The sequence below is a fragment of the Phytopseudomonas daroniae genome, from assembly GCF_004327275.1.
Lineage (GTDB): Bacteria > Pseudomonadota > Gammaproteobacteria > Pseudomonadales > Pseudomonadaceae > Aquipseudomonas > Aquipseudomonas daroniae.
In genome coordinates this window covers 88,681-112,745 of record NZ_QJUJ01000007.1, presented here as the reverse complement: position 1 = coordinate 112,745, position 24,065 = coordinate 88,681, and the positions used below count along the sequence as shown (strand labels likewise).

The following is a 24,065-nucleotide window of genomic DNA, read 5'->3' as shown; positions in this document are numbered from 1 at the left end:
CTTACACCCGACCAAGGGCGAAGCCCTTGGCCACGTGATTGCGTATGAACCAGATCACCAGTACGCCCGGCAGGATGGTCAGCACTCCGGCCGCGGCCAATACGCCCCAGTCGATGCCGGAGGCCGATACGGTACGGGTCATCACCGCCGCGATCGGCTTGGCATCCACCGACGTCAGGGTGCGCGCCAGCAGCAGCTCGACCCAGGAGAACATGAAGCAGAAGAACGCCGTGACGCCGATGCCGGAGCGAATCAGCGGGATGAACAGGGTGACGAAGAAACGCGGGAAGCTGTAGCCGTCGATATAGGCGGTCTCGTCGATTTCCTTGGGCACCCCGGACATGAAGCCTTCGAGAATCCAGACCGCCAGCGGCACGTTGAACAGGCAGTGGGCCAGGGCCACAGCGATGTGGGTGTCGAACAGGCCGATCGATGAATACAGTTGAAAGAACGGCAACAGGAACACCGCTGGCGGCGCCATGCGATTGGTCAGCAGCCAGAAGAACAGATGCTTGTCGCCCAGGAATCGGTAACGCGAGAAGGCATAAGCTGCCGGCAGAGCCACTGCCAGGGATATCAGGGTGTTGAGGGTGACGTAGTACAGCGAGTTGAGGTAGCCGCCGTACCAGGCCGGATCGGTGAAAATCACCCGGTAGTTGTCCAGGGTGAATTCCCGGGGCCAGAGCGACAGGCCACCGAGAATTTCGGTGTTGGTCTTGAACGACATGTTCAGCAACCAGTACACCGGTACCAGCAGGAACAGGATATAGAGCGTCAGCAGCAACCCCTTGCGCATGCCCATGTTCTCCTCAGCGGCGCTCGTCGTCATGGGTCATGGCGGTGTAGAACAGCCAGGACACCAGCAGAATGATCAGGAAGTACACCAGTGAGAAAGCCGCCGCCGGGCCCAGGTCGAACTGACCGATGGCCATCTTGGTCAGCGTCTGACTGAGGAAGGTAGTGGCGTTGCCCGGCCCGCCACCGGTGAGCACGAAGGGCTCGGTGTAGATCATGAAGCTGTCCATGAAGCGCAGCATCACCGCGATCAGCAGCACACTCTTCATCTTCGGCAGCTGGATATGGCGAAACACCGCCCAGGGCGAAGCACGGTCGATGCGCGCGGCCTGGTAGTAGACGTCGGGGATCGCTCGCAGCCCGGAATAACACAGCAAGGCAACCAGCGAGGTCCAGTGCCAGACATCCATCACCAGTACCGTGACCCAGGCATCCAGGGTGTTGGAGGCATAGTTGTAGTCGATGCCCAGGGCATTGAGCGACCAGCCCAGCAGGCCGATGTCGGCGCGCCCGAAGATCTGCCAGATGGTGCCCACCACGTTCCATGGAATCAGTAGCGGCACAGCCAGCAGGATCAGGCACAGCGATACCAGGCGCCCGCGAGTCGGCATGCACAGGGCCACGGCGATGCCCAGAGGTATTTCAATCAGCAGCACGCAACCGGAAAACACGAACTGCCGCAGCAGTGAGTCGTGCAGGCGCGGATCCTGGAGTACCTGGCGGTACCAGTCGAGGCCGACGAAGTAACGCGTGGAAGGATCGAAGATGTCCTGCACCGAATAGTTGACCACGGTCATCACCGGCACGATGGCGCTGAAGGCCACCAACAGGAACACCGGCAGCACCAGCCACCAGGCACGGTTGTCCTGTACCTTCATGCGCCCTCCTCCTCGACCAGATAATCGTCCGCGTAGAGCATCAGCCACTGCGCCGGAAAGCTCAGGTAGACCTGCTCGGCCGGCACTGCCTGATCCTCCTGCAGCCGCGCCTTGAGCAAACGCTCGCCCAGGCGCAGGGTGAGAATCTTGTAGGTGCCAAGATCCTCGACATGCACCGCCTCGCCGCACAGCGCGTCGTCATAGGGAGCATCGTGCAGGTGCACGAACTCCGGGCGGATGCCCAATTGCAGTCGGTGGCCCTGCAGGGCTTCGAGGCGCCGCAACAGGCCTGCCGACAGCGAGACCTCGATGCCGTCGAAACAGACCCCGCCCGGGCAACGCTCGACCTCGATCAGGTTCATGCCCGGGCTGCCGATGAAATAGCCGACGAAGGTGTGGGCCGGACGCTCGAACAGTTCCCGCGGGGTACCGAACTGGACGATCTGACCGCCGTACATCACCGCTATCTTGTCCGCGAAGGTCGAGGCCTCCAACTGGTCGTGGGTGACGTAGACCATGGTGATGTTGAACTGCTCGTGAATCTGCTTGAGCTTGCGCCGCAGCTTCCACTTCAGGTGCGGATCGATCACCGTCAGCGGCTCGTCGAAAAGGATCGCCGAAACGTCATCACGCACCAGCCCGCGCCCCATGGAGACCTTCTGCTTCTCGTCGGCGCTGAGGTTACGTGCCTTGCGTGACAGCAGCGGCTGCAAATCGAGCACCTCGGCGATCTCCTGCACCTTGCTGGTCACCCGGGCCTCGTCCATACCCTGGTTGCGCAGCGGAAAGGCCAGGTTGTCGAACACCGTCATGGTGTCGTAGACCACCGGGAACTGGAAAACCTGAGCGATGTTGCGTGCCTGGGGTGACAGCTCGTTGACCGTGCGAGTGTCGAACAGCACCTCACCGCTGGAAGGTGTGATCAGCCCGGAAATGATGTTCAGCAACGTACTCTTGCCGCAGCCCGACGGCCCCAGAAGCGCGTAGGCACCGCCCTGCTCCCAGACGTGATTGAGTTCGCGGATGGCATAATCCTCTGCGCCTGCGGGTTTGCTGGCGTAGCTGTGCGCAAGGTTGCGCAGCTGAATCTGCGCCATCAGGCAGCCCTCCTCGCGCGCCGGGTGGGTGCCTGAACCAGTTGCCCCTGAGCGTCGAAGACGAACAGCTTGTGGGTCGGTACATAGATCAGGATCGGGGTGTCCACGTCGTACTCGTGCACCCCCGACAGATGCAGCACCAGGGAGAACTGCTCGTGACGCACGTGCAGGAAGGTCTCCGAACCGCTGATCTCGGCCAGTTCCACGGTCACAGCCAGCTCCAGGTCGTCGTCGCGAGAGGGCACCAGGCCAATGTGACTGGGGCGCACCCCAAAACGGTAATCGCCCAGAGGGATGTTCTGCAGGTCGCCATTGAGGGGAAAGTGCACGGCGTCGGCGAAGCTGACTTCGGTGGCACCGATGCGCCCAGGCATCAGGTTGATCGGCGGCTCGGAGAACAGCTCGGCAGCCAGCACCCGCTGCGGCAGGTGATACACCTCGGTGGTGCTGCCGCTCTGCACGACCCGACCTTCGTGGAGAATGGTGGTAGTGCCGCCCAGAGCCAGCGCCTCGTTGGGCTCGGTGGTGGCATAGATGGCCACGCAGTCACGCGCCTGGAACAGCTCGCGCATTTCCTGGCGCAGCTCCTCACGCAGTTTGTAGTCGAGGTTGACCAGCGGTTCGTCGAAGAGGATCAACGAAGCATCCTTGACCAGTGCCCGAGCCATGGCCGTGCGCTGCTGCTGACCGCCGGACAGCTCCAGCGGATAGCGTTTGAGCAGTCCCTCTATGCGCAACATGCGGGCCGTGGCCTGCACCCGCTCGTCGATCTCGGCGGCGGCCACCCCGGCCTGACGCAAGGGCGAGGCAATGTTGTCGAACACGCTCAGGGTCGGGTAATTGATGAATTGCTGATAGACCATGGACAGGTTGCGCTGGCGCACCGGAACGCCAGTCACGTCCTTGCCGTCCAGCAGGATGCGGCCACTGCTGGGGCGATCCAGTCCGGCCATCAGGCGCATCAGGCTGGTTTTCCCGGCCAGGGTGCGACCCAGCAGCACATGGAAGGAGCCCGCGGCGAAGCTCAGACAAACGTCTTCGATCCACGGCTGCCGGTCGACGATACGCGTGACATGTTCCAGCACCAACGCCATGCCTGGCTCCTTTGTCCAGTGGTCAGTGCCAGGCATCAGGCGAGTTCCGTGCCAGATACCACTCGGCACGCGTAACCGGTTGGATTGATTGAAAACTTTTTCTTCTTTGCGAAGCCGTTGCGATGTTCACGGCAGCACGCTGAACAGATGGCACTGAACAACTGAACAGCATGTCTGTTGACATTGAACAGTCATCGACAACACTCACTGCAGCCCGTTATCCCCGGTGCCATAACAACAATAAGGATCGACCCTCGCCATGTCCGAAGCCGCACGCCCGCTGCCGCACGACACCGTGATTCAGGAGTCCTGGTCACGCTGCCGCGAATTCGGCCTCAGCCACCACAGTGTTCCCCGCTTCAGCCTGCCGTCACGTGACGAAGTGGCGGTTCTGCTCGAACGCCAGCAGGCCCTGGTGCAGACCACTCACCAGGAAGTCCTGCCCTGCTACGGCACCATCCTGGCCAACTCCAACTGCCTGATTCTGCTCGCCGACGGCGACGGCCACGTGCTGCACGCCTGGGGCGAGCAACGCTTCGCCACACAGGATCAGGCGGCCGGATTCGTCAGCGGCGCCTGCTGGCTGGAACGCCACACAGGCACCAATGCCATAGGCACCGCGCTCAGTTGCAGGCAGGCGGTGCATATCCAGCACGACGAGCACTTCCTCAAGGCCAACCGCTTCATGAGTGGTTCGGCAGCACCGATCTTCGACGCGCAACGGCGCCTGATCGCCGTGCTCGACGTGTCCAGCGACCGCTATCTGCCGCCCTCGCACACCTTGGGTATGGTCAGGATGATGAGCCAGTCAGTGGAGAACCGGCTGATCCTCAATCTGTTTCGGGAGGACTGTTTTCAGTTGAGCTTCAACACCAGCCTGAGCAATCTGGGCAGCCCCTGGGCCGGCCTGCTGATCGTCGATGAGCAGGGTCGGGTGCTGTGCGCCAACCGCCGTGCCGAGCGTCTGCTCGGGCTGGACGCTGCGGGGGCGTCACTGGATGAGTTGTTCGACCTGCCCCTGCCACAGCTACTCGGGCAATCCGAGCAGCAGCCATTCGCCCTGCTGGCCGGCGGTCGCTACCGCTTTCACGGACAATTGCGCCGCCCCGCCCAGCGCCGCCCGGCTCGTTCCCGAACCTGGCGCGCCGCACCAGGTTCGGTGCGACGCGGTGAACCTGATCTGCGAGCGATCCACCTCGGCGACGCCTGCCTCGATAAAGCCGTACATCAGGCACAGCGCATGCTGGAAAAGGACATCCCGATCCTCATCCAGGGCGAAACCGGGGCCGGCAAGGAAGTATTCGTCAGGGCGCTGCACGGTGCCAGCTCACGCGCCAGCCAACCGCTGGTGGCGGTCAACTGCGCGGCCATTCCGGCCGAACTGGTCGAGGCAGAGCTGTTCGGCTACGAAAAAGGCGCCTTCACCGGCGCCAGTCAAAAAGGCAGCCTCGGCCTGATCCGCAAGGCACACCGGGGCGTGCTGTTTCTCGACGAGGTCGGTGACATGCCCCTACACGCCCAGGCGCGCCTGCTGCGCGTATTGCAGGAACGCTGCGTGCAGCCGCTTGGAGGTGGCGAGCCGCAGCCGGTGGACATCCGCCTGGTCTCCGCGACCAACCGGCCACTGCGTCAGGACGTCGATACAGGTCGCTTTCGCTCTGACCTCTACTACCGTGTCAGCGGCCTCAACCTGGCGCTGCCGCCGCTGCGTGAGCGCAGCGACAAACTGGCGCTGTTCCAGCATCTATGGGATCGCTACCGCGAACCGGGTCAGAGCAAGGTCATTGCCAGCGAAGTGCTGGAACTGTTCATGCGCCACCCCTGGCCGGGCAACCTGCGCCAGCTGAGCAGCGTGATACAGGTCGCCCTGGCGCTGGCCGAGAATCAGCCGGTACGCATCGAGCACCTGCCCGAGGGCTTCTTCGTCGACCTGCCCGAGCAGAAGCCGGCATCGCCCACCGTGCGGGATGACGATCTGGCCAGTCTGCTGCGCGCTTGCGGCGGCAACCTTTCGCACCTGGCCAGGCAACTGGGCATCAGCCGCAACACGCTCTACAAACGCTTGCGCCAACAGGGTATGCACGCCTAGCTAGCCGCGCCGGCTGTGCAACAGCGCACTGGCTCCCTGAGGCTTGCGTGCATACCAGAGTACCCGGCTGACGCCCCGGGTCACCGCCACGTAGCCCAGGCGCAGACTCTCGTCCGCCATCGCCTGGTCGTAACTGTTGGTGAAGAAACCACAATGCGCATACAGGGCGTTGCGCAATGGATGGGGCATCGGTGGCAGGCAGTCGTCGATGATGATCGCCACCTCCGCCTGCAAACCCTTGGCGCGATGAATGGTGTATGCCTTCACCGGGAGCTTGCGGTCGAGCCCGGACTGAACCTCCTTGAGCGTCTCGTTACGCCGACCAAGCAACAATACTGCCGTAGGCTCCGTCGAGCCGATAGCGCTGGCGTAGTCGCACTGGGCCTCAATTTCGCGTAGCAGATCGGGCATTTGCCGGGTCAGATCGAAGGGCGTCATCAGCTGTACGCCATGCCCTCCGACCGGTGTGGCCCTGATCGCTTCGGTGGTTTTCTCCTGCTTGAAGGTCACCTCGCGCAGAATGGACTCGCCATCACGAATCACCGGCTCGATGGAGCGGTAGTTCGCCTGCAGCATCAGCACCGCGCTCTTGCCCTTGCCTTTGCTCGGAAAGTGCCGATCGAAAGCCACGAACAATTCCGGCGAACTGCCGCGCCAGCCATAGATCGACTGCCAGTCATCACCAATGGCCATCAGGCTCACCGCAGTTGCCGCGCCGTTCAGACGCCGATGTACGGCCTGCAGCCACTGCACGATCTGCGGCGATACATCCTGGAACTCGTCGATCAACAGATGCGAAAAGGCCGTCAGCGCATCCGCGGTCAACCGCCCGTCACCTTCATCGAGCATCCGGGTCAGTTGCTGAAAGGCGCCATTGAAGGTCATCAGGCCCTGCTGGCCAAGACGCTGCTGCAACGCCTGCCAGAAAACCTGCAATGCCAGGAGAAACATACGCTCTTGAGCCGAACAGGGCACCGCGTCCACCGCCAGTTGGTCGATGCGGATGCCGATGCTCTCGATAAAGCCTGCCTGGCCGTAAAACACTTCGAACAGCGGCGCAGCGTGCAGCTCTCCCACCAGTTTGAACGGTTGCATTGGTGCCTTTGACAGCGCCTTCTGCTCATCCGGTGCAGGCGAGCCAAGCAACTCGTGAACCTGCGAGCGAAACGCCGGATCGTCGGCGTAACAAACCTGATACACCTCTTTCAGCAGGCGACTTTGCGCGGCCCCCAGACGTCCGCCTGCCAGGGGATTATCCGGCTCGCTGGACGAGGCCTGCTTGTCACCAAGCTGCTCGAACCAGGCCGGATTGCCCAGCGCCTGACGTGCCAGTACCCCCATCGCGGAGTGAAAGGTACGCACACATTGGCGCACGGCACGCTCATCGATGGGTGACTGCCAGAACGCCAGTACCCTCAGCAGACGCTCACGCAGCTCGGCGCAGGATGCGTTGGTAAAGGAGATCACCGTCAGCCGTTCGGGCTCGATATTCAGGTGACAGAGCATAAAGACCACACGCAGCACCAGGGTAGTCGACTTGCCCGACCCTGCACCGGCGAAGATCCGCGTCAGTGGCTGACGTCCAACAATCATCGCCCACTGCTCGTCGGAAGGCGCACCAATCACACCGCCAGCAACGGCTAGCGCGACGGTGTCACGCATGGCCTGTTCCTGGGCCGCGGTAACTTTCATGGCGGCCGCAGAGTAAATGCCGGCGCTCGCGCGCCTAACGGGCTTTTTTGTCGCAGGCCCTCCCTGGCCGCGCCCCTGCGGGCCGTCGCTACGCGACGTCAAGAATGGCTCCCGGCCATTCTTGACAGGACTGGCACCCTTCCCTGCGCGCTTTGTAGATGTCGTTTTCTTTCTGGGGGCAGGCTTGCCCTTGGCTTTTGCAGCAGACTTCAGCCGCTCGGCGGCGGCGTGTTTTTCGGCCTGCAGGTACGCCGTCGTACGCGGGAAGTAACGGGCCAGCGTAGTGGAAAGCAGAAGTTTGTAACGCTTTAACATGATGTTTCCGTAGCGAATTCGATGCGCGCATCAGAAAACGAAAAGGCCGCATCAGCGGCCTTTTCGGTACAGCGATGACTACTCGGCAAGCCGCCAGGTGGTACCGCCCTTACCATCCTCCAGCACCACACCCAGGGCGGTGATCTGGTCGCGGATGCGATCGGACTCGGCCCAGTTCTTCTCGGCACGGGCCTGCAGGCGCGCAGCGATCAGCGCCTCCACTTCGGCAGCATCGACCTTGCCTTCGGCGCCGGCCTTGAGAAAGGTGTCCGGCTCAAGTTGCAACACGCCGAGCAGACCGGCCAGTTGCTTGAGCTGAGCGGCCAGACCAGCAGCGGCCTGCAAGTCGCTTTCACGCAGGCGATTGACCTCGCGGATCATCTCGAACAGTACCGCACAGGCTTCCGGCGAGTTGAAGTCATCGTCCATCGCCGCGCCGAAGCGCTCGAGGAACGCTTCGCCACCGGCCGCAGCGACCTCGGGCAAACCCTTGAGGCCGTTGTAGAAGCGCTCCAGGGCACCCTTGGCTTCCTTGAGGCTTTCTTCCGAGTAGTTGATCGGGCTGCGGTAATGGCTGGACACCAGCAGATAGCGCACCACCTCCGGATGGTACTTTTCCAGCACTTCGCGGATGGTGAAGAAGTTGCCCAGGCTCTTGGACATCTTCTCGCCATCCACACGCACCGCGCCAGCATGCATCCAGGCGTTGGCGTACAGCTTGCCGGTCGCCGCTTCGCTCTGCGCGATCTCGTTCTCGTGGTGCGGGAACACCAGATCCGGACCGCCGCCGTGGATGTCGAAGGTCTCGCCCAGGCAGCAGGTGGACATCACCGAGCACTCGATGTGCCAGCCTGGCCGGCCAGCGCCCCAGGGCGACTCCCAGCTTGGCTCGCCTGGTTTGGCGCCTTTCCACAGAACGAAGTCCAGCGGATCCTGTTTGATTTCGTCGACCTCGATGCGCGCACCGATCTTCAGGTCTTCGATCTTCTTGCGCGACAGCTTGCCGTAACCTTTGAACCTGCCGACGCGGTAATACACGTCGCCATTGCCCGGTGCGTAGGCGTACCCCTTGTCGATCAGAGTCTGGATCATGGCGTGCATGCCGGCTATATGGCCGGTGGCGCGCGGTTCCTGATCCGGACGCAGTACCGACAGGCGCGCCTCGTCCTCATGCATCGCCGCGATCATGCGCTCGACCAGCGCCTCGAACGGCTCGCCGTTTTCATTGGCACGGCGGATGATCTTGTCGTCGATGTCGGTAATGTTGCGCACGTAGGTCACGTCGTAACCGCGATGACGCAGCCAGCGGGTGACCACGTCGAACGCGACCATCACGCGGGCATGGCCGATGTGGCAGAAGTCGTAGACGGTCATGCCGCACACGTACATGCGCACCTGGTTACCGACCAGCGGCTTGAACGGTTCCTTGACCTTGCTCAGGGTGTTGTAGATCGACAGCATCTTTAAATTCCTTAAGAACGGCTTTCAAAGCAGCGAGCGAAGATCAGGCAAGGCGGAGCGAGGTGAGGAAGCGGAGTGTACTGAAGTACATGAGCATTACTCGCTCCGCTCGCCCTTCGGGCCGCCCTCTCGGGCGTTAGTGCAAGCACTTTCCTGATCCTCGCTCCAACGCAGCATGATCGAGCGCAGCAATTTGACAGCCGTTATTGGCCCCAGGAGTCGCGCAAGGTGACGGTGCGGTTGAAGACCAGCGCATCGGCTTTCGAATCCTTGGCGTCCAGGCAGAAATAGCCTTCACGCTCGAACTGGAAGCGATCCTCGGCTTTCGCCTGGGCCAGCGATGGTTCGGCACGGCATCCTTTGAGCACGATCAGGGAATCGGGGTTGATGTTGTCGAGGAAGCTGCCGCTTTCTTCCGCTTTCTCCGGGTTGGCCGAACGGAACAGGCGATCGTACAGGCGCACTTCGCACTCGACGCTCTCGGCGGCCGGCACCCAGTGGATCACGCCCTTGACCTTGCGGCCTTCCGGGTTCTTGCCCAGGGTGTTTTCGTCAAAGGAGCAGCGCAGTTCGACGATGTTGCCGTCAGCATCCTTGATCGCATCAATGGCGCGGATCACATAGCTGCCGCGCAGGCGTACTTCGCCACCGGGGATCAGGCGTTTGTAGCCGGCTGGCGGGGTTTCTTCGAAATCGCCGGCATCGATGTAGATCTCGCGGGAGAACGGCAGCGCACGCACGCCGATATCCTGCTTGGGATGACGCGCCAACTCCAGGTTCTCGACCTGGCCTTGCGGGTAGTTGGTGATCACCACCTTGAGTGGTTTGAGCACGCACATGGCACGCGAGGCATTGGCGTCCAGGTCTTCGCGGATGGCGAATTCCAGCATGCCGATATCCACCAGACCGCCAGCGCGGTTGACACCGATCATGTCGCAGAAGGTACGGATCGAGGCCGGGGTGTAGCCACGGCGTCGATAGCCGGAGAGCGTCGACATGCGAGGGTCGTCCCAGCCGTTGACGTGATTCTCGTCGACCAGTTGCTTGAGCTTGCGCTTGCTGGTGATGGTGTAGTTCAGGTTGAGCCGGGCGAATTCGTACTGACGCGGCTGCGCCGGCACCGACAGGTTGGCCAGGAACCACTCGTAAAGCGGGCGATGATCCTCGAACTCCAGCGTGCAGATGGAGTGGGTCACGCCTTCGATGGCATCGGACTGGCCATGGGTGAAGTCATAGCTGGGGTAGATGCACCACTTGTCGCCAGTCTGATGGTGATGGGCGTGGCGAATGCGATAGAGGATCGGGTCGCGCAGGTTCATGTTGCGCGAGGCCATGTCGATCTTGGCGCGCAGAGCGCGGGCGCCATCCGGGAACTCGCCAGCCTTCATGCGCGCGAACAGGTCGAGGTTTTCCTCGACACTGCGCTCGCGGTAGGGGCTGTCCTTGCCGGGCGTATTCAGGGTGCCACGGTATTCGCGGGCTTCGTCCGGCGACAGATCGTCGACATAAGCCTTGCCGGCCTTGATCAGCTCGACGGCCCAGTCGTGCAACTGGTCGAAGTAATTGGAGGCGTAACGCTCCTCGCCGGCCCACTTGAAGCCCAGCCACTCGACATCGGCCTTGATGGCATCGATGTATTCCTGATCTTCCTTGGCCGGATTGGTGTCGTCGAAACGCAGGTTGCACTCGCCACCGAATTCCTGGGCCAGGCCGAAGTTCAGGCAGATCGACTTGGCGTGGCCGATGTGCAGATAGCCGTTGGGCTCTGGCGGGAAACGGGTGATGATCTTGGCATGCTTGCCAGCGTCCAGGTCAGCCTGAACGAGGGGACGCAGGAAGTTGGCGGCTTTTTCGACGGTGGGCTTGCTCATGGTGTCCTTAGCGCGTGCGGATTGCGGCACAGGGTAGGCCGACTAAAACAAAGCGCTTATCATAGCCCAAGCTGTCAACCCCCTGACAGGCCTTGGTGCCTGCTCCTTGACCTTCGGGCGACATAAATGTCCGTACCGAGCCAGGAGCAGCCCGGGATTTTCTCGACAGAGCGATTAAGCACATGATCAAGCTGCACACCAACCACGGCGTCATCACCCTGAAGCTGTTCGAAGACAAGGCACCCGCCACCGTCGCCAACTTCAAGGAATACGTGAAGAGCGGCCATTACGACGGCACCGTGTTTCACCGCGTGATCGGCAACTTCATGATCCAGGGCGGTGGTTTCGAGCCGGGCATGAAGCAGAAACCGACCAAAGCGACGATCAAGAACGAAGCCAACAACGGCCTCAGCAACAAAACCGGCACCGTGGCCATGGCTCGCACCATGGAGCCGCACTCGGCCTCCGCGCAGTTCTTCATCAACGTTGCCGACAACACCTTCCTCGACCACAGTGCACCAACCGTGCAGGGCTGGGGTTACGCGGTGTTCGGTGAAGTGGTCGAAGGCCTGGACGTGGTCGAAGCCATCAAGGGCGTCGCCACCACCATGAAATCCGGCCATCAGGACGTGCCGGCGGAAGACGTGATCATCGAGAAGGCCGAGATCGTCGAGTGATCCTGCTGATCTCCGACCTGCATCTTGAAGAGGAGCGCCCGGATATCAGCCGGGCGTTCTTGCATTTCCTCGACACTCGGGCCAGCCAGGCCGAGGCGCTATACATTCTTGGCGATTTTTTCGAAGTGTGGATCGGCGACGACGCCATGACGCCCTTCCAACGCGGCATTGCCCAGGCCCTGCGCCGTTTGAGCGACAGCGGCACACGTATCTACCTCATGCACGGCAACCGTGACTTCCTGCTCGGCAAGGCATTCTGCCGTGAGGCCGGCTGTACCCTGCTGAGCGATCCGCATGAAGTGATTCTGGCCGGGGAGAAGGTACTGCTGATGCACGGTGACAGCCTGTGCACCCTGGACGTCGGCTACATGAAGATGCGCCGCTGGCTGCGCAATCCCCTGAGTCTGTTCGTCCTGCGCAACCTGCCGCTGAACACACGCCATAAACTGGCGCGCAAGCTGCGCTCGGAAAGCCGCTCGCAGACTCGCATGAAGACCAGCGATATCGTTGACGTCACGCCCGAGGAAGTGCAGCGGGTGATGGCGGATCATGGCGTACGCACGCTGATCCACGGCCATACCCACCGCCCTGCCAGCCATGAATTGCAGGTCGATGGCCAACCGGCACGCCGAATCGTCCTGGGCGACTGGGATAAACAGGGTTGGGCGTTGCAGATCGATGAAAACGGTTTCAATCAGGCGCCGTTCGCTCTGCAGTGAATGGCGCCGTTGAGATCGCTCCCGGATTACGCCGTCGGCTGATCCAGGCTACGCCTGCGGCACGCCGCTATGAAAGCGAAACTCCGTATCGGGCGACTCGATCAGTACCTGCTCGACCGCCCTCACCCGCTCGATGGCCAGGTCGACATCTGCCGCATCACCATACTGATAGGCGAGCTTCAGGTAACCCTGAAAGTGTCGCGCTTCGCTCTTCAGCAGGCCGAAGTAGAACTTGCCCAGCTCTTCGTCCAGGTGCGGCACGATCGCCTCGAAGCGTTCGCAGCTGCGTGCTTCGATAAAGGCACCGACCACCAGGGTGTCGGCCAGTTTCTGTGGCTCGTGATTGCGTGTCACCTTGCGCAGCCCCGAGGCGTAACGCGCGGCGGAAACCGGACGCAGGCCAATCTTGCGGCGCTTCATGATGCGCAGCACCTGCTCGTGGTGCACCAGTTCCTCGCGGGCCAGCCGCGACATCATGTTGATCAGGTCTGCATGGCAGCTGTACTTGGCCATCAGGCTGAGCGCCGTGCTGGCAGCCTTGAACTCGCAGTTCTTATGGTCGATCAGCATGATTTCCTGGTTGGCCAAGGCGGCATCGACCCACGCCTGGGGCGTACGGCAGCCGAGAAAATCATGGATGTCCGGCAGGCTCGGCGATGTGCGCGGGCGGCCAGCAGGTGATGACTGATCTGAAACTGTGACTGGAGATGACACGGACATGGCTCACAAGCGACGAGGTGGCGAAAAGTCCGAAGCCCTTGCCTACCCACGGCAAACCGCAAGGTATGCAGGCATTTGCAGGTGGATGAGCAGGACGCACCGGACGTGAAGCCGGCCATTATAAAGCCGTCAACGACAACCACCAGCCGCCCCGCTTGATGCCGGTCAAGAACTTGCCTGGAGCACGGCATCTATATTGATAACGACGAGCCGCACGCCAGAGGGACACACCATGCAAGCCATTCGCAGCATTCTCGTGATCATCCAGCCCGATCATGCCGAGGGGCTGGCGCTCAAACGCGCCAGACTGATCGCCGGGGTGACGCAGTCCCATCTGCATCTGCTTATCTGCGATAACGTCGAGGATCACAGCGGTTATCTGCGCCAGCTGTGCAATACCCTGGAGCAGGACGGGCACAGCGCCAGCGCGCAGCAGGCCTGGCACGGCAGTACCCAGGAAACCATCATCGTCACCCAGCAGGCCGAGGGCTGTGGCCTGGTGATCAAGCAGCACAAGCCCGACAACCCGCTGAAGAGGGCGCTGCTGACCCCCGAAGACTGGAAGCTGTTGCGCTACTGCCCCTGCCCGGTGCTGCTGGTGAAAACCGAGACACCCTGGACGGGCGGCACCGTACTGGCGGCGGTCGACGTGGGCAATGCCGACGACGAGCACCGTGCCCTGCACACCAGCATCATCGACCACGGCTACGATATCGCCAATCTGGCCAAGGCCTCGCTACACGTGATCAGTGCTCATCCATCGCCGATGCTGGCGGCTGCCGATCCGACCTTCCAACTGCGCGAAACCATCGAAGAGCGCTATCGCGAACAATGCCGGGCATTTCAGGACGCCTACGATATCGACGATGAGCATCTGCATATCGCCGAAGGCCCGGCCGACGTATTGATTCCGCATTTCGCCCACCAGCTGCACGCGGCCGTTACGGTGATCGGTACTGTCGCACGCACCGGTTTCAGCGGTGCGCTGATCGGCAACACCGCCGAGGTCATCCTCGACACCCTGGAAAGTGACATTCTGGTACTCAAGCCCGACAGCATCATCGAGCACCTGGAAGAGCTGGCCAGTCAGCGCTGAGAGCTCGGCAGACCTGTAAGCCTAGCCGCGCAAAGGCTGACGCGGCTTGCTGCGCAATGGATCGAGCAAGGGCGACAAACCGTTGTGATCGATTTCCTGCATCAGCGCCAACAGCCGTCCGATTTCCCCATCGGGAAACCCCTCGCGGGCGAACCAGTTGAGGTAATTGCCCGGCAGATCGGCGATCAGGCGCCCTTTGTACTTGCCGAACGGCATTTCGCGGGTTACCAGCAGTTGCAGGTCTTCAGGTTTCATCGAATCGGCCAGAGCAGTTTCACGTTCGTCGATTATGCCGGAAAGACCCGACAACGGCTGGGTCAAGCAGGGTGAACTCGGGTAAGCTGCGCGCCGTTCAACATTTGCAGGTAACCCAGCATGATTATCAAGGCGCTTCGACTCGGCCTCGGCCAACTGATCGTCCTCGGCGACCTCGTCACTCGTCCGGCCAAGCTGAAACGCACGCCGGTTGCCCAGGCTGCGGTCGAACAGGCAGCCAGCGACCTGACTCTTTATCAGTTCAACGCGTGCCCGTTCTGCGTGAAGATCCGCCGCAAGCTGCATCGATTGAACGTGCCCGTCGCCCTGCGTGACGCCAAGAACGACCCACAACATCGCCAGGCCCTTGCCGAACAGGGTGGCAAGATCCAGGTTCCGTGCCTGCGTATCGAAGAGAACGGCCAGAGCACCTGGCTGTACGAATCCAAGGCCATTGCAGCCTATCTGGAACAGCGCTTCGCCATTTCACCGGCATAAGGCGCGCAGGAACTGCGGCACGAAACAGCTCGTGCCGCAGTAGCGAGGCGTTTATTCGGCCACGCCGACCTGGCCGACCATCCCGGCCTGGTAATGCCCGGCGATCAGACAGCCGAAGTCGAAGGCGCCGGCACGGTTGAACGTCCACACCACTTCGCCCTGCTCGCCCGGTTGCACGTGCAGCATGTCCATGCCTGTGTGTGCCATGGTCGGTTGCTGGAGCATCATCGCGGCATGTTCGTCCAGATACGCCTTGTCGCCCAGCACGAACTCGTGCAGCAGTTGCCCGTCGTTATGCAACACGAAACGCACCGTCTCGCCCTCCTTGACCTCCAGCTTGTCCGGCACGAAGCGCATCTGGTCATTCATGCGGATTTCCACTGTGCGCGTCGCCTTGGCTGCGTCCCCTGGGGTTCCCCAGGGTTTCTGCTCGGCACTGCCCGCGCCGTGACCGGCCTGGTGGCCGGATCCGTGAGCGTGATCACCCGCGGTGGCCAGTGGGGCTTGAAGGAAAGCGGCAAGCGCCAGGGCGCTCATCAGGGTTGTCGTCATTCGCATCGTGTTTGCCTCGTTGAATACTCATCGGCGTGCCTCCAGGCACGCAGGTCGCGTGACGGTCAGTTGCTGGCCGTCACACGCTGGTTCGAAAAGAAGGATTCAGCCGATGAGATGACGGGGAGGACGATCCGGGGTGTCGGCGATATGCCCGATGAAGTGCTCGTGCCAGGCAGCCAGAGGTCGATCCAGCGGCAACTGGGTGGGAGCGGCAATGGCGGGATTCAAGGCAACCACGCCGACGCAGAACACGCAGAGACTACAGGTAGCATGCCCTGGAGCTTTCTGATCGCTGGCCGCCTCGTGGTGGCTGCAGGCCGCGCCGCAGGAATGCGCAGCGCCGGACAGGTGCATGCCATGGCCATGCCCACCGGCCGAGAGCGCCATGCCTGCCTGCATGCCGACCGCGGCGATGCCCTGCGCGGGCAAGGCCAGCATCAGCAGACAGAGCAGCAGAACACGCAGTGGCCGGGAAGACATCGGATGCTGAGCACGCGGCGGTAAGGGAAGCACGATTATGCCCAAATTCTGGCTATGCGACTAATGCTGATGGCTGCGCCCGACATGGGATACATCCTTGTCGGCATGCAGATTGTCGCTGGTGCTGAGCTGGCGAATGATCTCGCAGGGTTCCGATTGTTGATCAGCCAGGCAACTGTTGCGCAGCTCGACCAACTGTCCCTGTAGCGACTGCAGGCTGGCGATGCGCGCATTGACGTGTTCGATGTGTTCGTCGATCAGGGTGTTGATGGCTTCGCAATTTTCCGCAGGCTGACCACGCAGGCTGAGCAGCTCGCGAATCTCGTCGAGCGTCATGTCCAGCGTGCGGCAGTTACGGATGAAGGTCAGCCGTTCGACGTGTTCGGGCCGATACAGCCGGTAGTTGCCCTCGCTACGCTGCGGCGCGGGCAGCAGCCCTTCGCGCTCGTAATACCGAATGGTCTCCACCTGACACTGGGTGACCGCCGCCAATTCGCCAATTTTCATGCTCTGTTCCTCCAATGCTTGACCCTATAGTGGCTACAGGGTGTTCACTCTGCAACAAGATATTCGGAGAAGCACCATGGCGAACTGCCGCGATCACGATCACACCTCCAAGCCCCCTCGCCCCCAGGACTCGTGCTGCGCTGCCGGGACGGCATCGTCCTGCTGCGACGCAGGCACTCCATTGATCACCCAGATCGGTGAGCCTGGGACTGCGCACCTCAGCCCTGCCATGGAAAGCAGCACACTGCGTATCGAGCAGATGTGCTGCCCGACCGAGGAAGGCCTGATACGTGGCAAATTGCAGCACCTGCCCGAAGTGCACGCCATGCAGTTCAACCTGCTCAATCGTACCCTGCTCGTCGAGCACCAGGCGGGCGCAGCGCCTTTGCTGGTCGAGACCATCGCCAGCCTGGGCATGCAGGCCCTGCCACTGGCAGCCGAGACCCGGGTGCGCATCGAGCAGATGGATTGCCCCACCGAGGAGCGTTTGATCACCGACAAACTCGCTCGGCAGCCCGGTATCGAGGCACTGCAGTTCAACCTGATGCAGCGGGTGCTGACCATCCGCCACAACCCGGACGCCCTCGAGCCTGCGCTGCAGGCCATACGCGAGCTGGGCTTCACGCCACAACCGGAAGGCGGCGAAAGCCCGCCTGTCGCTCCCGAGCAACCCCAGAGTGGGCTGCCGTGGCGGCTGATACTCGCTGGCGTGGCGGCATTCATGGCCGAGGTGGTGCACTTCACCGATGCAGCACCGGAATGGGTGGTTGCGCTTATGGCCCTGGGCGCCGTGCTGGCGTCCGGGCTGGAGGTATACAAGAAGGGCTGGATCGCCCTGAAGAACCTCAACCTGAACATCAATGCACTGATGAGCATCGCCGTGACCGGCGCCATCCTGATTGGCCAATGGCCGGAAGCGGCGATGGTCATGGTGCTGTTCGCGATTGCCGAACGGATCGAGGCGAAATCCCTGGATCGCGCGCGCAACGCCATACGCGGCCTGATGGCGCTGACCCCGGAACAGGCCACGGTACGCCAGGCGGACGGCAGTTGGCAGTCCCTGGAGGTGGCGCAGGTGGCCATCGGCAGCGTGGTTCGGCTGCGCCCCGGTGAGCGCATTGGCCTGGATGGCCAGGTGCTCGAGGGCCACTCGACGGTCGACCAGTCGCCGATCACCGGCGAAAGCCTGCCCATCGAGAAAAGCGTGGGCGACACCTTGTTCGCCGGCACCATCAACCAGAGCGGCGCCCTGGAATACCGGGTCAGCGCCGCCGCCAGCAATAGCGCTCTATCACGCATCATCAAGGCCGTGGAAGAAGCCCAGGGCGCGCGAGCGCCGACCCAGCGCTTCGTCGACCGCTTCGCACGCATCTATACCCCCCTAGTGTTCCTGCTCTCCCTGGCCGTGGCAGTAGTGCCACCGCTGCTACTCAACGGCGGCTGGTACGAGTGGGTTTACCGGGCGCTGGTATTGCTGGTGGTCGCCTGCCCGTGCGCCCTGGTGATCTCCACGCCGGTAAGCATCGTCAGCGGCCTGGCGGCGGCAGCGCGCAAGGGCATTCTGGTCAAGGGCGGCGTGTACCTGGAAAACGGCCGGCACATCACCCATCTGGCACTGGATAAGACCGGCACCCTCACCCATGGCAAACCGCTGCAGACCGATTACCAGGCGCTGATAGAAAGCGACGCAGAACTGTATCGCGAACTGGCCGCCAGCCTCGCTGCACGCTCGGATCACCCGGTTTCGCAGGCAGTGGCCAAGGCAGCGCAGGAGCAAGGTGTCGCGCTGAGTGAAGTACAGGCATTCGAGGCCCTGCCCGGGCGTGGCGTACGCGGTGTGATCGACGGCCAGCGCTACCAGTTGGGCAACCATCGCCTGCTCGAAGAGCTGGGCCTGTGCTCGGCCGAAATCGAAGCCCAGCTCGATGGACTCGAGCGCGAGGGCAAGACGGTGATTCTGCTCAGTGACGAGAACCGCGCCCTGGCCCTGTTCGCGGTCGCCGATACGCTCAAGGCCAGCAGCCGCGAGGCTATCGCCACCCTGCATGACATGGGCATCAAGACCCTGATGCTCACCGGTGACAATCAGCACACCGCCCAGGCCATCGCCGCTCAGGTCGGCATCGATGAAGCCCGCGGCGACCTGCTGCCCGCCGACAAGCTGGCGACGGTCGAGGGCCTGCTCGGCCAGCGAGGCGTGGTCGCCATGGTCGGCGACGGCATCAACGACGCCCCTGCCCTGGCCCGCGCCGATGTCGGCTTCGCCATGGCGGCGATCGGCACCGACACGGCCATCGAAACCGCCGACGTGGCGATCATGGACGATGACTTGCGCAAGATTCCGACGTTCATCCGCCTGTCCCGGCAGACCGCGACGATCCTCAAGCAGAACATCGCCCTGGCACTGGGTATCAAGGCGATCTTCCTGGCCGTGACCATTACCGGTCACGCCACCATGTGGATGGCCGTGTTCGCCGATATGGGCGTAAGCCTGCTGGTGGTGCTCAACGGGTTGCGACTGTTGCGCAAATAGGCGCTGGGAAGACCGAAACCCGTAGGATGGGTCGGGCCGCGCAGGTGCAACCCATCACTTTTCCGATGGGTTTCACCCATCCTACGAGCTGCGCAAATGAGCGCTGGCGAGCCGTAGGGTGGATTAGGTGCATGTCACGAACTGAAAGCCGCGTGATATTTGGCGCTGCACCGTAACCCACCATGGTCGCAACGCCTACTATCTGCCTGGTGGCTTGCCCGCACGACCACCCCTCCAGGCTCAGCCCTGCATGGTCACATGCTGCGGATGGCTGGCGACGCGATCCAGCCAGCCATTGAGCGCTGGGTAACCGCTCAGATCGAAGCCACCCTCGTGGGCCACGTGGGTATAGGCATACAGGGCGATGTCGGCGATGGAATAACGATCACCGACCAGATAAGGCGTCTGCTGCAACTGACGCTCCATGACCCGCAGCGCCTTGTGGCCGCGAACCTGGCACACCTTGTACTCCTCGGCGCGTTCGGCCGGCATACCTTCGAGCCACTGAATGCGGCGTGCCACGGCAATGTAAGGCTCGTGGCTGTACTGTTCGAAGAACTGCCACTGCAGCACCTGGGTGCGCAGGCGTGGTTCGGTCTGCAGGAACTCGCTGCCATCGGCGAGGAAATTGAGGATGGCGTTGGACTCCCAGAGGTAAGTGCCATCTTCCAGCTCCAGCACCGGAATCCTGCCGTTGGGGTTCTTGGCCAGGAACTCGGGGCTTTGCGTCTCGCCCTTGAAAATATCGATAGGCACCCACTCGAACGGTTTGCCGAGCAGGGTCAGCATCAGCTTGACCTTGTAGCAGTTGCCGGAGCGGTAGTCGCCATAAACCTTGTACATGTTCGCCTCCTCAAGTCCGATGATGCTTTAGCCAATAGTCACGCCGCGTCCGCAGCCAGTCCCTGACGCACCACACTCGCCAGCCGGCGCAGCCCTTCACCCAGGCGCTCCGGTGCCACATGGCTGAAGTTCAGCCGCAGGTAACCCGGCTCGCGATCCGGGTCGATGAAAAACGGCTCGCCCGGCATGAATGCCACGTTCTGCGCCAGTGCAGCGTCGAGCAGCAAACGAGTGTCCTGGGGCTGCTTCAGACGCAGCCAGAAGAACAGACCGCCCTGGGGAATCTGCCACTCAGCCAGGTCACTGAAATGTTCGACGAGTGCCGCCTGCATCGCATCACGCCGCAGGCGATAGAAATCTCGTAATTCGGCCAGGTGCTCGCGGTATCGCTCGGTGCCCAGCCACTGCAGTGCCTGCCACTGGCCCACGCGATTGGTGTGCAGATCCGCCGACTGCTTGAGGCGCAGCAGGTGCGGAAAGAGATCCGGCGTGGCGATCAGGTAGCCGACGCGCAAACCGGGCAGCAGGGTCTTGGAGACGGTGCCGGTGTAGATCCAGCTGGCCTTGCGCAGGCGGCTGACGATGGGCGTGGCGCTGCCGGCGTCGAACACCAGCTCGCGATAAGGTTCGTCCTCGATCAGCGTCACCCCATAACGATCCAGCAAGGCTGCCACGGCGTCACGCTTGGCTTCGCTGTAGCGCACCGCACTGGGGTTCTGAAACGTCGGAATCAGATAGGCGAACGCCGGGCGCTGGCGCTCGAGCCGCTCCTCGAGCACCTGCAATTGCGGACCATCGGCCTCCTGTGGCACAGACACGCAGTCGGCGCCGAACAGCTGGAAAGCCTGCAGCGCGGCCAGGTAGGTCGGCGCTTCGAGCAGCACCTTGGTACCCGGATCGATGAACAGCTTGCTGGCCAGATCCAGGGTTTGCTGCGAGCCGCTGACGATCAGCACCTGGCTCGCCTCACACAGCACCCCCAATGCGCGGGCTTCGGCGGCTATGGCTTCGCGCAGCGCGGGCTCCCCCTCGCTCATGCCGTACTGCCCCATGCTGCCGGGCATCTGCGACCAGTCGAGCTTGGGCAGCATCTCCTCGGCAGGCAGGCCACCGGCGAACGACATCACCTCCGGGCGCTGCGCTGCAGCGAGGATTTCACGGATCAGAGAGCTTTTCAGGCGGGCAATGCGTTCGGAGAAGGCCATGATGTCACCGGGTGATAAGTCGGTTAAATTACGTCAAACTGGTTGACCGAAAGTACGATGCCCGAGACACATACGTCAACATGATTGACCTTAAAAACTCAGCTGCTCAACAAGCGGCCATGGAAGCCTTCTTCTTCGGCTACCAGGCATTCACCGCCAAGGCCGATGAAATGCTCGCGCGCCGCGGGCTGTCGCGGGTGCACCAGCGCATCCTGTTCTTCATCGCCCGTCATCCGGGGTTGAGCGTCAAGGAACTGCTCGGCTATCTGGGGGTGAGCAAGCAGGCGCTGAGCATTCCCCTGCGCCAGTTGCTGGAGATGCATCTGGCGCAGAGCGTCACTGCCGAAGATGACAAGCGCAAACGCCTGCTCGGCCTTACCGCCGAAGGCGCCAACCTGGAACGGGCGCTACGCCGCGAACAGGTGAAGCTGTTGCAGCGCGCCTTCGACGAAAGCGGCAAGCACGCGGTCGATGGCTGGCTGGCAGTGAACAAGGCGCTGAGCGGTACAGGTCGCACGCCAGACTGATCCCTGCGCGACTGTATGGCTGCTTATAGCGGCCTCTGTACCGCGACGGTCGCTTCGGTAGCCCTTATCGTGCGGGTTCAACCACGAGAACTCGCCATGACCCCGGAACTGCTGATCGCCTTTATCGCCTTTGCCTTCGTCACCTCGGTGACGCCTGGCCCCAACAACATGATGCTGCTCGCCTCCGGGGTGAACTTCGGCCTGCGTCGCAGCGTGCCGCACATGTTCGGCATCAGCCTGGGGTTCATGGTACTGGTGATGTGCGTGGGCTTCGGCCTGGGGCAGGTATTCGAGCAAGTGCCGGCGCTGTACACGCTGCTGCGTTACCTGGGAGCGGCCTACCTGCTCTATCTGGCCTGGAAGATAGCGGGCTCCGGTGCGCCGGACAGCGCTGGCGGTGAACGCGGCAAACCCTTCACCTTTCTCCAGGCTGCCGCCTTTCAGTGGGTCAACCCCAAGGCCTGGGTCATGGCTATTGGCGCCATCACCACCTATACGCCGCAGGAAAATTTCCTGGTCAACGTGCTGCTGATCGCTGGGCTGTTCGCGCTGGTAAACTGCCCGAGCGTAGGGCTGTGGACGGTGGCAGGCTCGCTGCTGCGCAACTGGCTGCGTAACCCACGCGTGCTGCGTGCCTTCAATATCGGCATGGCGGTGTTGCTGGTGGCCTCGTTGTATCCGATCTTCGCCGACATGAAAGGAGTGCTGTAATGCTCGAGAGCAGCCGCCCTCGCCTGCGCCCGCTGGCCGATACCTCGACGTCCGCCGTGGTAGCGGGCTTCATTGGTATGCTTACCGGCTACACCAGCTCCCTGGTGCTGATGTTCCAGGCGGGCCAAGCTGCCGGGCTCAGCGCCGGGCAGATTTCCTCGTGGATCTGGGCGCTGTCGATCGGCATGGCGGTGACCTGTATCGGCCTGTCCCTGCGCTACCGCGCCCCCATCATGGTCGCCTGGTCGACGCCCGGCGCGGCATTGCTGATCACCAGCCTGCCCGGCGTGCCTTACAGTGAAGCGATCGGCGCCTATATCCTGTGCTCCGCCCTGATACTGATCTGCGGCCTGACCGGTAGCTTCGACCGCATCATGCGGCGTATCCCCGGCTCCATTGCCGCCGCCCTGCTGGCTGGCGTGCTGTTCAAGATCGCTCTGGAAATCTGCGTGGCCGCCGAGCAGCAACCACTGCTGGTGATCGCCATGCTGTTCGCCTATCTGCTCGGCAAGCGCCTGCTGCCCCGCTACGCCGTACTGGCAGCGCTGCTGGTCGGCTGTGTGTTGGCTGGCACCCTGGGGCTGCTGAACTTCTCCCAGTTCGAGCTGCAACTGGCGACCCCGGAATGGACGACACCGAGCTTTTCCATCGCCGCAGCGATCAGCATCGGCATCCCGCTGTTCATTGTGGCCATGGCTTCGCAGAACCTGCCCGGCATGGCCGTACTACGCGCCAACGGCTATGACGTTCCGGCATCGCCGCTGCTCAACACCACCAGCCTGGTGTCGATCCTGCTGGCACCGTTCGGCTCCCACGGCATCCATATGGCAGCCATCAGCGCGGCGATCTGTGCCGGCCCCGAGGCCCATGAGGATCCGCGCAAGCGTTACACGGCGGCGATCTGGTGCGGGGTGTTCTATGGCATCGCCGGCCTGTTCGGCGCCACCCTCGCGGCCCTGTTCGCCGCGCTGCCCAAGGCGCTGATCCTGTCCATCGCCGCCCTGGCGCTGTTCGCCTCGATCATCGGTGGCCTGACTCAGGCCATGAACGAGCCGAAAGAACGGGAAGCCGCGTTGATCACCTTCCTCGTCACCGCCTCCGGCATGACATTGTTCAGCGTGGGTTCGGCGTTCTGGGGCATCGTCGCCGGCCTGCTGACACTGGCGATACTCAATGGCGGCAAACGCGCAGCCTGAGTCGCCAGTGTAGATGTAGGAGCTGGCTTGCCAGCGAAGCGATCTAACCGGCAACGCTATGTAAATGCCATCGCTTGCTATCGCAAGGCTAGTTCGTAGGGTGGACGACGCTTGCCTACGCGGCCCGATCCGCCCACCGCTCTGCGATCGCAATGGTGGATGAAAAGAGCGTCATCCACCCTACAAGCCTACCCTACCGGGGCACGTGGGCTGTGGGGTGGGCTTCAGCCCACCAAATCGAACGTCCACTT

Annotated in this window: 23 protein-coding genes; 9 read left to right on the top strand and 14 right to left on the bottom strand. The window is 62.4% G+C overall.

Annotated elements, in window-relative coordinates; all coding sequences use genetic code 11:
* Position 1: 1 nt before the first annotated feature.
* Genes DNK10_RS17005 through DNK10_RS16990 form a run of 4 tightly spaced genes read right to left on the bottom strand, consistent with a single transcriptional unit; the run spans position 2 to position 3,864 of the window.
* Positions 2 to 802 (bottom strand): carbohydrate ABC transporter permease, encoded by an 801-nt coding sequence (locus DNK10_RS17005; protein ID WP_131181771.1) that lies wholly within the window; start codon positions 800 to 802, stop codon positions 2 to 4.
* A gap of 7 nt (positions 803 to 809) precedes the next feature.
* Positions 810 to 1,673, bottom strand: a complete 864-nt coding sequence (locus DNK10_RS17000; protein WP_131181739.1) for a carbohydrate ABC transporter permease — start codon at positions 1,671 to 1,673, stop codon at positions 810 to 812.
* Entirely contained in the window at positions 1,670 to 2,770 is a 1,101-nt protein-coding gene (locus DNK10_RS16995) for an ABC transporter ATP-binding protein (protein WP_131192374.1), read from the bottom strand. Before DNK10_RS16995 ends, DNK10_RS17000 begins: the two co-directional genes overlap by 4 nt.
* The gene (locus tag DNK10_RS16990) at positions 2,770 to 3,864 is read right to left on the bottom strand and encodes an ABC transporter ATP-binding protein (RefSeq protein ID WP_131192373.1); all 1,095 of its coding nucleotides are present in this window, start codon (positions 3,862 to 3,864) and stop codon (positions 2,770 to 2,772) included. The genes DNK10_RS16995 and DNK10_RS16990 overlap by 1 nt, the downstream gene beginning before the upstream one ends.
* A 259-nt stretch (positions 3,865 to 4,123) precedes the next feature.
* Between DNK10_RS16990 and DNK10_RS16985 the strand changes: the two genes are divergently transcribed.
* Positions 4,124 to 5,953 (top strand): sigma-54-dependent Fis family transcriptional regulator, encoded by a 1,830-nt coding sequence (locus DNK10_RS16985; RefSeq protein ID WP_131192372.1) that lies wholly within the window; start codon positions 4,124 to 4,126, stop codon positions 5,951 to 5,953.
* On the opposite strand, the gene DNK10_RS16980 is transcribed toward DNK10_RS16985, so the two are convergent.
* From DNK10_RS16980 to DNK10_RS16970, 3 genes are all read right to left on the bottom strand, one after another.
* Entirely contained in the window at positions 5,954 to 7,960 is a 2,007-nt protein-coding gene (locus tag DNK10_RS16980) for a DEAD/DEAH box helicase (protein ID WP_131192371.1), read from the bottom strand.
* A 78-nt stretch (positions 7,961 to 8,038) separates the two neighbouring features.
* A complete protein-coding gene (gene cysS, locus DNK10_RS16975; protein WP_131192370.1) occupies positions 8,039 to 9,421 on the bottom strand; it encodes a cysteine--tRNA ligase in 1,383 nt (460 codons plus the stop codon).
* Between the two features lie 203 nt (positions 9,422 to 9,624).
* Entirely contained in the window at positions 9,625 to 11,292 is a 1,668-nt protein-coding gene (locus tag DNK10_RS16970) for a glutamine--tRNA ligase/YqeY domain fusion protein (protein ID WP_131192369.1), read from the bottom strand.
* Between the two features lie 182 nt (positions 11,293 to 11,474).
* Between DNK10_RS16970 and DNK10_RS16965 the strand changes: the two genes are divergently transcribed.
* Positions 11,475 to 11,969, top strand: coding sequence for a peptidylprolyl isomerase (locus DNK10_RS16965; RefSeq protein ID WP_131192368.1), 495 nt, complete (start codon positions 11,475 to 11,477; stop codon positions 11,967 to 11,969).
* Positions 11,966 to 12,688 carry a UDP-2,3-diacylglucosamine diphosphatase gene (gene lpxH, locus DNK10_RS16960; RefSeq protein WP_131192367.1) on the top strand — a complete coding sequence of 241 codons (723 nt, stop codon included), beginning with the start codon at positions 11,966 to 11,968 and terminating at the stop codon, positions 12,686 to 12,688. Before DNK10_RS16965 ends, lpxH begins: the two co-directional genes overlap by 4 nt.
* 48 nt (positions 12,689 to 12,736) lie before the next feature.
* Here lpxH and DNK10_RS16955 read toward each other — a convergent pair whose 3' ends face one another.
* Complete coding sequence (locus DNK10_RS16955) at positions 12,737 to 13,408, bottom strand: MiaE family protein (protein ID WP_244216276.1); 672 nt, start codon at positions 13,406 to 13,408, stop codon at positions 12,737 to 12,739.
* A 232-nt stretch (positions 13,409 to 13,640) separates the two neighbouring features.
* Here DNK10_RS16955 and DNK10_RS16950 point away from each other — a divergent pair, with 232 nt between their 5' ends.
* Complete coding sequence (locus DNK10_RS16950) at positions 13,641 to 14,504, top strand: universal stress protein (protein ID WP_131192366.1); 864 nt, start codon at positions 13,641 to 13,643, stop codon at positions 14,502 to 14,504.
* Between the two features lie 21 nt (positions 14,505 to 14,525).
* Here the strand turns inward: DNK10_RS16950 and DNK10_RS16945 are convergent, their stop codons facing one another.
* On the bottom strand, positions 14,526 to 14,759 hold the full coding sequence (locus DNK10_RS16945) for a DUF3820 family protein (protein WP_131181748.1): 234 nt from the start codon (positions 14,757 to 14,759) through the stop codon (positions 14,526 to 14,528).
* A gap of 120 nt (positions 14,760 to 14,879) precedes the next feature.
* Between DNK10_RS16945 and DNK10_RS16940 the strand changes: the two genes are divergently transcribed.
* Positions 14,880 to 15,257, top strand: a complete 378-nt coding sequence (locus tag DNK10_RS16940; protein ID WP_131192365.1) for a glutaredoxin family protein — start codon at positions 14,880 to 14,882, stop codon at positions 15,255 to 15,257.
* 51 nt (positions 15,258 to 15,308) lie between these two features.
* On the opposite strand, the gene DNK10_RS16935 is transcribed toward DNK10_RS16940, so the two are convergent.
* From DNK10_RS16935 to cadR, 3 genes are all read right to left on the bottom strand, one after another.
* Positions 15,309 to 15,809 carry a cupredoxin domain-containing protein gene (locus DNK10_RS16935; protein ID WP_425273865.1) on the bottom strand — a complete coding sequence of 167 codons (501 nt, stop codon included), beginning with the start codon at positions 15,807 to 15,809 and terminating at the stop codon, positions 15,309 to 15,311.
* A gap of 105 nt (positions 15,810 to 15,914) precedes the next feature.
* Positions 15,915 to 16,292 (bottom strand): hypothetical protein, encoded by a 378-nt coding sequence (locus DNK10_RS16930; protein ID WP_131181751.1) that lies wholly within the window; start codon positions 16,290 to 16,292, stop codon positions 15,915 to 15,917.
* Positions 16,293 to 16,352: 60 nt separating this feature from the next.
* Positions 16,353 to 16,799: a Cd(II)/Pb(II)-responsive transcriptional regulator gene (gene cadR, locus DNK10_RS16925; RefSeq protein WP_131192363.1), complete on the bottom strand. Its 447-nt coding sequence runs from the start codon at positions 16,797 to 16,799 to the stop codon at positions 16,353 to 16,355.
* A 325-nt stretch (positions 16,800 to 17,124) separates the two neighbouring features.
* On the opposite strand from cadR, the gene DNK10_RS16920 reads away from it, so the two are divergent.
* Positions 17,125 to 19,332, top strand: a complete 2,208-nt coding sequence (locus DNK10_RS16920) for a heavy metal translocating P-type ATPase (protein ID WP_208738833.1) — start codon at positions 17,125 to 17,127, stop codon at positions 19,330 to 19,332.
* Positions 19,333 to 19,572: 240 nt separating this feature from the next.
* Here DNK10_RS16920 and DNK10_RS16915 read toward each other — a convergent pair whose 3' ends face one another.
* The gene (locus tag DNK10_RS16915; protein ID WP_131181753.1) at positions 19,573 to 20,175 is read right to left on the bottom strand and encodes a glutathione S-transferase family protein; all 603 of its coding nucleotides are present in this window, start codon (positions 20,173 to 20,175) and stop codon (positions 19,573 to 19,575) included.
* 38 nt (positions 20,176 to 20,213) lie between these two features.
* Positions 20,214 to 21,380 carry an aminotransferase-like domain-containing protein gene (locus DNK10_RS16910; RefSeq protein ID WP_131192362.1) on the bottom strand — a complete coding sequence of 389 codons (1,167 nt, stop codon included), beginning with the start codon at positions 21,378 to 21,380 and terminating at the stop codon, positions 20,214 to 20,216.
* A gap of 80 nt (positions 21,381 to 21,460) precedes the next feature.
* On the opposite strand from DNK10_RS16910, the gene DNK10_RS16905 reads away from it, so the two are divergent.
* The 3 genes from DNK10_RS16905 to DNK10_RS16895 all read left to right on the top strand — a co-directional run bounded on the left by DNK10_RS16905 (position 21,461) and on the right by DNK10_RS16895 (position 23,814).
* Positions 21,461 to 21,907, top strand: coding sequence for a MarR family winged helix-turn-helix transcriptional regulator (locus tag DNK10_RS16905; RefSeq protein ID WP_131181755.1), 447 nt, complete (start codon positions 21,461 to 21,463; stop codon positions 21,905 to 21,907).
* A gap of 96 nt (positions 21,908 to 22,003) precedes the next feature.
* A complete protein-coding gene (locus tag DNK10_RS16900; RefSeq protein ID WP_131181756.1) occupies positions 22,004 to 22,618 on the top strand; it encodes a LysE family translocator in 615 nt (204 codons plus the stop codon).
* A complete protein-coding gene (locus DNK10_RS16895) occupies positions 22,618 to 23,814 on the top strand; it encodes a benzoate/H(+) symporter BenE family transporter (protein ID WP_131192361.1) in 1,197 nt (398 codons plus the stop codon). The genes DNK10_RS16900 and DNK10_RS16895 overlap by 1 nt, the downstream gene beginning before the upstream one ends.
* Positions 23,815 to 24,065: the final 251 nt, after the last annotated feature.

What these genes read in the sequence shown, in the direction of transcription:
- DNK10_RS17005 (WP_131181771.1), bottom strand. Translation starts at nt 802, where the DNA reads ATGGGCATGCGCAAGGGGTTGCTGCTGACGCTCTATATCCTGTTCCTG.
- DNK10_RS17000 (WP_131181739.1), bottom strand. Translation starts at nt 1,673, where the DNA reads ATGAAGGTACAGGACAACCGTGCCTGGTGGCTGGTGCTGCCGGTGTTC.
- DNK10_RS16995 (WP_131192374.1), bottom strand. Translation starts at nt 2,770, where the DNA reads ATGGCGCAGATTCAGCTGCGCAACCTTGCGCACAGCTACGCCAGCAAA.
- DNK10_RS16990 (WP_131192373.1), bottom strand. Translation starts at nt 3,864, where the DNA reads ATGGCGTTGGTGCTGGAACATGTCACGCGTATCGTCGACCGGCAGCCG.
- DNK10_RS16985 (WP_131192372.1), top strand. Translation starts at nt 4,124, where the DNA reads ATGTCCGAAGCCGCACGCCCGCTGCCGCACGACACCGTGATTCAGGAG.
- DNK10_RS16980 (WP_131192371.1), bottom strand. Translation starts at nt 7,960, where the DNA reads ATGTTAAAGCGTTACAAACTTCTGCTTTCCACTACGCTGGCCCGTTAC.
- cysS (WP_131192370.1), bottom strand. Translation starts at nt 9,421, where the DNA reads ATGCTGTCGATCTACAACACCCTGAGCAAGGTCAAGGAACCGTTCAAG.
- DNK10_RS16970 (WP_131192369.1), bottom strand. Translation starts at nt 11,292, where the DNA reads ATGAGCAAGCCCACCGTCGAAAAAGCCGCCAACTTCCTGCGTCCCCTC.
- DNK10_RS16965 (WP_131192368.1), top strand. Translation starts at nt 11,475, where the DNA reads ATGATCAAGCTGCACACCAACCACGGCGTCATCACCCTGAAGCTGTTC.
- DNK10_RS16955 (WP_244216276.1), bottom strand. Translation starts at nt 13,408, where the DNA reads ATGTCCGTGTCATCTCCAGTCACAGTTTCAGATCAGTCATCACCTGCT.
- DNK10_RS16950 (WP_131192366.1), top strand. Translation starts at nt 13,641, where the DNA reads ATGCAAGCCATTCGCAGCATTCTCGTGATCATCCAGCCCGATCATGCC.
- DNK10_RS16945 (WP_131181748.1), bottom strand. Translation starts at nt 14,759, where the DNA reads ATGAAACCTGAAGACCTGCAACTGCTGGTAACCCGCGAAATGCCGTTC.
- DNK10_RS16940 (WP_131192365.1), top strand. Translation starts at nt 14,880, where the DNA reads ATGATTATCAAGGCGCTTCGACTCGGCCTCGGCCAACTGATCGTCCTC.
- DNK10_RS16935 (WP_425273865.1), bottom strand. Translation starts at nt 15,809, where the DNA reads ATGACGACAACCCTGATGAGCGCCCTGGCGCTTGCCGCTTTCCTTCAA.
- DNK10_RS16930 (WP_131181751.1), bottom strand. Translation starts at nt 16,292, where the DNA reads ATGTCTTCCCGGCCACTGCGTGTTCTGCTGCTCTGTCTGCTGATGCTG.
- cadR (WP_131192363.1), bottom strand. Translation starts at nt 16,799, where the DNA reads ATGAAAATTGGCGAATTGGCGGCGGTCACCCAGTGTCAGGTGGAGACC.
- DNK10_RS16920 (WP_208738833.1), top strand. Translation starts at nt 17,125, where the DNA reads ATGCAGTTCAACCTGCTCAATCGTACCCTGCTCGTCGAGCACCAGGCG.
- DNK10_RS16915 (WP_131181753.1), bottom strand. Translation starts at nt 20,175, where the DNA reads ATGTACAAGGTTTATGGCGACTACCGCTCCGGCAACTGCTACAAGGTC.
- DNK10_RS16910 (WP_131192362.1), bottom strand. Translation starts at nt 21,380, where the DNA reads ATGGCCTTCTCCGAACGCATTGCCCGCCTGAAAAGCTCTCTGATCCGT.
- DNK10_RS16905 (WP_131181755.1), top strand. Translation starts at nt 21,461, where the DNA reads ATGATTGACCTTAAAAACTCAGCTGCTCAACAAGCGGCCATGGAAGCC.
- DNK10_RS16900 (WP_131181756.1), top strand. Translation starts at nt 22,004, where the DNA reads ATGACCCCGGAACTGCTGATCGCCTTTATCGCCTTTGCCTTCGTCACC.
- DNK10_RS16895 (WP_131192361.1), top strand. Translation starts at nt 22,618, where the DNA reads ATGCTCGAGAGCAGCCGCCCTCGCCTGCGCCCGCTGGCCGATACCTCG.